A 6238-nucleotide genomic window follows, 5' to 3' on the forward strand; every position below is an offset into this window, starting at 1 on the left:
GTGCAGCCAGCCGTCCCGCAGCGCGGCCGCGGTGGACTCCTCGTCGTTCCAGTAGCCGGGCGTGACGCCGGGCCCGCTGAGGAGGATTTCGCCTTCCTCGCCGGGGTCGGCTTCGGTCCCGTCCGGGCGGACGACTTTCATCTCGGTGAAGATGGAGCCGTTTCCACACGTCCCGGGGTGGTCGAATGCCTCGCTCACCAGCGTGGCGGTCGCGACTCCCCCGGCCTCGGTCATTCCGTAGATCTGCCGGAGCGCCACCCCCTTGTCCGCCCACCGCTGCAGTAGGGCGGGTGCGACGGCGGCGCCGCCGACAATCGCCGTGCGCAGGGAACCGAGATCCGCGTTGTCGAATTCCGGGGCACGGGAGATGGCCTCGAAGATCAACGGGACACCGAACAGGGCCTGGACCTTGTGTTCGCTCAGCAGTGCCGCCGCGCGTCCGGGCTTCAGCTCGCGCTCGATGATGATGGTGCCGCCGAGCACGGTGGTCATGAGAAGGCCCCACACGAGGCCCGGGGTGAAGACGAGCGGCAGGACCAGCAGTGTCGTCGCCCCGGGCCGCAGCCCCTCTTCGGTCAGCGACGCCTCGAAGACGATGTTGAGCAGGGTGCGATTGGTGCAGATCACGCCCTTGGAGAGCCCCGTCGACCCGCTGGTGAACAGCAGCGCCGTCGGCGCTTCGGGACCGACGTCGATCCGGAAGTCGTCCACACCGCCACCGCGCAGCGCCGTGAACTCGTCGAAGGGCAGCGAATCGAATGTCGCGCCGAGAGCGCGGGTCTTCTCGACCGCGTCGCCGAATTCGGCGGGCGCCAGCACCAGCCGGGCTCCCGCGTCGTCGACGACCTTGCGGAGTTCCGCGGGCTTGAGCCGGGGGTTCAGCGGGACGAGGACAGCGCCCGCCTTGAGCACTCCGAGCGCGACCGCCGGCCACTCGAGCGAGTTCGGGCCGAGGACACCGACGCGGTCACCCGGCTCGATTCCGGCCTCGACGACCCGGCGAGCGACGCGGCTCGACCAGTCCTGCAGTTCCCGGTACGTGAGCGCGTCGTCGTCGACGACGATCGCCCGCTGGTCGCCCTTCGTCGCCGCCCACCAGTGCAATGCCGACCCGATTGTCGCAGCCATCTCCACTCAACCTTCCGCCGTCGCCGCCGGGCGACATCGATGTCACGGCAGGCGCCTCGCGCCACCGCTACAAACCTATGATCTATAGATTAACTGATGCTGCACCGAATCGGACACCCCGATCGGCACGTTTTCTCGAAAAGTGTTCCGCTCGAGCGATTGCCAACCCGGCCGATCCCGCCGCCGCACAGCCCACCCAGAACGCGATCACGAACGCCCGCTCCGATGCCAGGTCCGTGCCGGCGACCGTCACGGACGCGAGCAGTGTCGCGACCAGAGCGCTGGCGAGCGAACTGCCGAACGTCCGCGCAATCGCGTTGACGCCGTTGGCGACCCCGGTGAATTCGGAGGGCACGGCGTCGACGAGCAACGCGGGCAGCACCGCGTAGGACCCGCTCACGAAGACGTTGATCACGACGAGCGCCACGACCACCTGCCACAACCGGGAGTGGGCCAGTGCCAGCATCGCGAATCCGGCCACCCCGATCCCGCAGGCCGCGACGAGCACGCGGTCGGCGCGGAAGCGGTGAATCAACCGGCCGCTCGCCGACGCCGCCACCACCCCCGCCACCGAACCGGGGAGCAGCACGAGGAGGCTGGTGCGCAGCACCGAGGCGTCGAAGCCGTATCCGACGTCGGCGCGCGAGGCCTGCACGAACTGCGCCGAACCGAGGAACTGGATATACATGGCCATCCCGACGAGAAACGCGGCGAGGTGCGTGCCCGCAACTCGCCGCCCGGTCAGCAGCATCGGCGGGACGAGGGGCGCCCGGGTTCGTCGCTCGTGCAGGTACCACCCCGCCGTGACGGCGATCCCCACTGCCGCCACGCCGATCGTCGCAGGTGAGGCCCAGCCCCACCGGCCGCCTTCGGCGAGGGCGATCAGGATCGCGGACAGGCCCACGGCCATGAGTCCGACGCCGACCGGGTCCATGCCGTCGCGGGTCCGCGCCGCGCCGCCGCGAGGTACGGTCACCCAGGCGACGACGAGGGCGGCGAGGTTCAGCCCGACGAGCAGGGCGAACACTCGCCGGAAGTCCGCGCCCTCGGTGTGCAGGACGCCGGCGGCGACCATGCCGAGTCCCCCGCCCACGGCCAGGATCCCCGACATCAGCCCGATGGCCCCCAGGAGCCGGCGCGGGTCGAGGCGCCCTCTCAGCACGGCGACGCCGATCGGGAACAGCGCGAAACGACACCCCCTGCAGGATGCGGCCGACGACGAGAACCGGCAGATATTCGGTGACGGTGCACAGCACCGAACCGAGGAGCACCAGGACGAGCGTCCCCAGCAGCACCCGGCGCGGACCTTGCCGATCGGCGAGTCTGCCGAGAACCGGAGTGCACACTGCCGCGGCGAGCAGGTTCGCCGTGACCACCCAGCCCACGGCGGCCGAATCGACCCCGAGTTGCGACGCCATCGCGGGGAGCAGCGGCACGACCGCCGTCTGGATGACGGCCGTGGTCATGACGACGAAGCACAGCGCCGGGACCAGCAGCCGATCGCGTGCCCCGGACCGTCGGGCCGGGAGCGTGACCGACTCCGCGCCCGTCGCCACCATCCTCAGAGGTCCAGGATCAGCGTGGGTGTGCAACTCCGGGACACGCAGATCATCATGGCGTCGTTCTCCGCCTGCTCGTCTGCGCTGAGAACGGAGTCACGATGGTCGGGGGTGCCGCCGAGGACCGCGACCTCGCACGTTCCGCAGGTGCCCTCCCGGCAGGAGAAGTCGACGTCGAGGCCTTCCCGGAGGACGGCGTCGAGAACCGTCTCGTCCGCGGCGACCTGCACCGTGCGCCCGGATCGGCCGAGTTCGACCTCGAACGCGCCGTCGTCGCCTTCCGGAAGCGCCTTCGGCGCGAAGCGCTCGACGTGCAGGGTGACGTGCGGACGTTCCCGGCACGCCGATTCGACGGCCTGCAGCAACGGTTCCGGCCCGCAGCAGTACACGACGGTTCCGGGCTCGGCCTCGTCGAGGGCCGTGGCGAGGTCGAGGTGTCCGTACTCGTCCTGCGGGCGGAGGAGCACCCGATCCGGGTGTGCGTCCGCGAGTTCGCCGGCGAACGCCATGCTCGCGCGGGTCCGCCCGCCGTAGAGCAGGCGCCACGGCGTTCCCTTCGACTCCACTTCCCGCGCCATGGGAAGCAGGGGCGTGATGCCGATCCCGCCCGCTACGAACAGGTACGAGTCGGCGTCGACTAGGGCGAAGTGGTTCCGGGGACCGGCCACGGTGACGACGTCGCCGGGTTCGAGCTTGTCGTGGACGCGGATCGAGCCGCCTCGACCGTCGGCCTCACGGAGCACGGCCACGGTCAGCGACGTCGTGTCGCCGGGATCCCCGCACAGCGAGTACTGGCGGGTGGTCGTGTCGTCGAGGACCAGATCGATGTGCGAACCCGGGGTCCAGGCCGGGGCCGCGGCACCGGACTCGTCGACCAGCGTGAGTCGCACGACGCCGTCGGCAAGCGTTTCCTTACCGGCGACCTGCATCTGCAGCCGGTCCTGGTTCGCGGTGCTGGTCATGTACCTGTCTCGTTCCACTCGACTCCACTTGCTCATAAATCTTATGTCATTAGATTAATGTCACGCAAGACGCACGTCGGAGATGTTGCCCCGCGGCAGCACCTGCGATAAACCTATGTGCATTAGAATTTTGGATGGGAGACCTCGCTCATGAACCCGCAGGCAACCGAATCGGTGCTCGACCTGTTCCGCCTGACCGACTCCGTGGCCGTCGTCACCGGCGCGGGCAGCGGCCTCGGCGCAGGTTTCGCGTGCGCGCTCGCCGAGGCGGGCGCGGATGTCGTGATCGCCGCACGACGGCGCGACCGACTCGACGCGGTCGCCCGATCGGTGACCGAACGCGGTCGCGACTGCCTGGTCGTCCCCACCGACGTGACCGATCCAGAGCAGTGCGACGCGCTCGCCCGGGCGGCGATCGAACGGTTCGGCAGACTCGACATCCTGGTGAACAATGCCGGCGTCACCCACGCCGCACCCGCCACCCGCGAGCGGCCCGAGGACTATCGGGCAGTGCTCGACGTGAACCTCTTCGGCGCCTACTGGGCCGCACAGGCCTGCGCCCGCGTGATGGGTCCCGGTTCCAGCATCGTCAACATCACCAGCATGCTCGGCCTGGTGAAGTCCGTGCTCCCACAGGCCGCGTACTCGTCGAGCAAGGCGGGGCTCATCGGCTTGACCAGGGATCTGTCGAACCAGTGGTCGGGGCGCAAGGGCATCCGGGTCAATGCGATCGCACCGGGATTCGTCGACACCGACATGATCGGCGAGATGTCGGCGGAGACACTCGCGGGATTCCTCCACGACTGTTCACTCGGACGGACCGCCACCCAGCGCGAACTCGACGCGGCGGTGGTCTTCCTCGCCAGCCGGGCCTCGGGCTACATCACCGGTTCGACGCTCGCCGTCGACGGCGGAACCTCCGGTCACTGACCGACGAAAGGCGACAACGACCATGCCGATCACCACGATGCGCACCGAACTGCGAGGCGACGGAGTCACACTCGTCGCGGACCGGTGGGAGCCGGCGTCCACGAGGAAGGGAATCGTCCTGCTGCTGCACGGTGGTGGGCAGACTCGTCATTCGTGGCAGCGCACCGGAATTCGACTCGCCGACAACGGCTGGTGCGCCCTCGCGATCGATGCCCGCGGTCACGGTGAGAGCGAGTGGGCCGACGACGGCGACTACGGCAGCAACGCCCATGCGCGCGACGTCGCGGCAGTCGCCGCCGGTCTCGACGAACCACCGGTCCTGGTCGGCGCGTCCATGGGCGGGATGGCGTCGTTGCTCGCACAGGGCGACCACGGCATCGGCCGCGCGCTGGTCCTGGTGGACATCACCCCCCGCGCCGAACCCGGCGGCCTCGCCAAGATCACGTCGTTCATGGAGAGCGGCCTCGCCGGTTTCGACACCCTCGACGACGCGCTCGATGCCGTCGTCGCCTACAACCCGCACCGTCGTCGTCCGCCGCGCGTCGAGGGACTTCGCAAGAACCTTCGCCTCCGCGACGGGCGCTGGTACTGGCACTGGGATCCACGGATGATCACGTATCGGGAGAACACCGACGCCCACGCCGAAGTCCGGGAAGCGCGGGCCCGTGCCGCGGCGCGCGAAGTGCGTGTCCCGACCCTCCTCATCCGGGGCGCCCAGTCCGACGTCGTCAGCGCGGACGGCGCCCGTGACCTGCTAGAACTGATCCCGACGGCCCGCCATATCGATGTCGGAGGGGCCGGGCACATGGTCAGCGGCGACGACAACGACCTGCTCAGCGGCGGCCTGCTCGACTTCCTCGACAGCGACGTCGCCTACACCCATGAGGTGACCACGACCGACTACGATTCACCTCATCATGACTGACAACCATCCGAGCGAACACCCTGACCGGAAAGCCTGACATGCCCCGACCATCGAAGCCCCTGATCAGCCGCGCGGCTGCGGTGCAGGCGTCCATCGAGATCATCGATTCCCAAGGACTCGAGGCATTCAGTCTGCCGCGACTGGCCAAGCACCTCGGAGTGCAGGCGCCGTCGTTGTACCACCACTTCGCGGACAAGAGCGAGATCCTCTCCGCGGTGGCTCGGCACATCGCCGGCGCATCCGTGGTCCGTCCCCGCCGCAAACCCGGTCCCGACTGGCCCGAGTTCTTCGTGGCGTTGAGCATGAATTTCCGCCAGGCCATCCTGCGGCACCGGAACGCGGCGCCGATCCTCCTGCAGTACCTGCCCCGGGACCTCCTGATCGGCACGTACGAGGACACAGCGCGATTCCTGCTGGACTCCGGTGTGCCGACGCATCTCCACGTCCAGATTCTGGACGGGATGGAGACGTTGTCGATCGGCGCGGTCCTCACGGAGGCGATGCGCAAGCCGAGCACCCGGGCAACGATCTTCCCGAACGTCGACCCGGAGTCTCAGCCACTCCTCGCCGAAGCGCTTGCCGCCAACGAACTCTCGTCGAAGCGATTGTTCGAGGAGATGATCCGCAGCTTCCTGTACGGCGTGATGCGAAACGACGCGGCCGCCGCGAACGCACCGCAGGAACGCTCCGCCTGACACGCCGGCGCCCGACGAGGCGAAGGGCCCCTGGGACAC

General features: G+C 69.0%; 6 protein-coding genes and 1 pseudogene. 3 read left to right on the forward strand and 4 right to left on the reverse strand.

Features of this window, described 5'->3' with window-relative positions; translation table 11 throughout:
- The 4 genes and pseudogenes from ACFTZB_RS41650 to ACFTZB_RS41665 form a co-directional block, all read right to left on the reverse strand.
- Positions 1 to 1128 (reverse strand): class I adenylate-forming enzyme family protein (locus tag ACFTZB_RS41650; RefSeq protein WP_378441202.1); only part of this gene is annotated, 1128 nt, incomplete at its 3' end.
- 82 nt (positions 1129 to 1210) lie between these two features.
- The gene (locus tag ACFTZB_RS41655) at positions 1211 to 2290 is read right to left on the reverse strand and encodes an MFS transporter (RefSeq protein ID WP_378441204.1); all 1080 of its coding nucleotides are present in this window, start codon (positions 2288 to 2290) and stop codon (positions 1211 to 1213) included.
- 88 nt (positions 2291 to 2378) lie between these two features.
- A pseudogene (locus ACFTZB_RS41660) lies at positions 2379 to 2687 on the reverse strand (MFS transporter); the annotation flags it as partial.
- A 2-nt stretch (positions 2688 to 2689) separates the two neighbouring features.
- A complete protein-coding gene (locus ACFTZB_RS41665; protein WP_378441206.1) occupies positions 2690 to 3649 on the reverse strand; it encodes a PDR/VanB family oxidoreductase in 960 nt (319 codons plus the stop codon).
- Between the two features lie 150 nt (positions 3650 to 3799).
- On the opposite strand from ACFTZB_RS41665, the gene ACFTZB_RS41670 reads away from it, so the two are divergent.
- The 3 genes from ACFTZB_RS41670 to ACFTZB_RS41680 are packed head-to-tail and all read left to right on the forward strand — an operon-like array spanning position 3800 to position 6199.
- A complete protein-coding gene (locus ACFTZB_RS41670; protein WP_378441208.1) occupies positions 3800 to 4579 on the forward strand; it encodes an SDR family NAD(P)-dependent oxidoreductase in 780 nt (259 codons plus the stop codon).
- A gap of 22 nt (positions 4580 to 4601) precedes the next feature.
- Positions 4602 to 5504, forward strand: a complete 903-nt coding sequence (locus ACFTZB_RS41675) for an alpha/beta fold hydrolase (RefSeq protein WP_378441211.1) — start codon at positions 4602 to 4604, stop codon at positions 5502 to 5504.
- Positions 5505 to 5542: 38 nt separating this feature from the next.
- Entirely contained in the window at positions 5543 to 6199 is a 657-nt protein-coding gene (locus tag ACFTZB_RS41680; RefSeq protein WP_072939750.1) for a TetR family transcriptional regulator, read from the forward strand.
- Positions 6200 to 6238 lie beyond the last annotated feature (39 nt).

The sequence above is a fragment of the Rhodococcus sp. NPDC057014 genome (genome assembly GCF_042673295.1).
In the GTDB taxonomy this organism is placed as follows: Bacteria; Actinomycetota; Actinomycetes; order Mycobacteriales; family Mycobacteriaceae; genus Rhodococcus_F.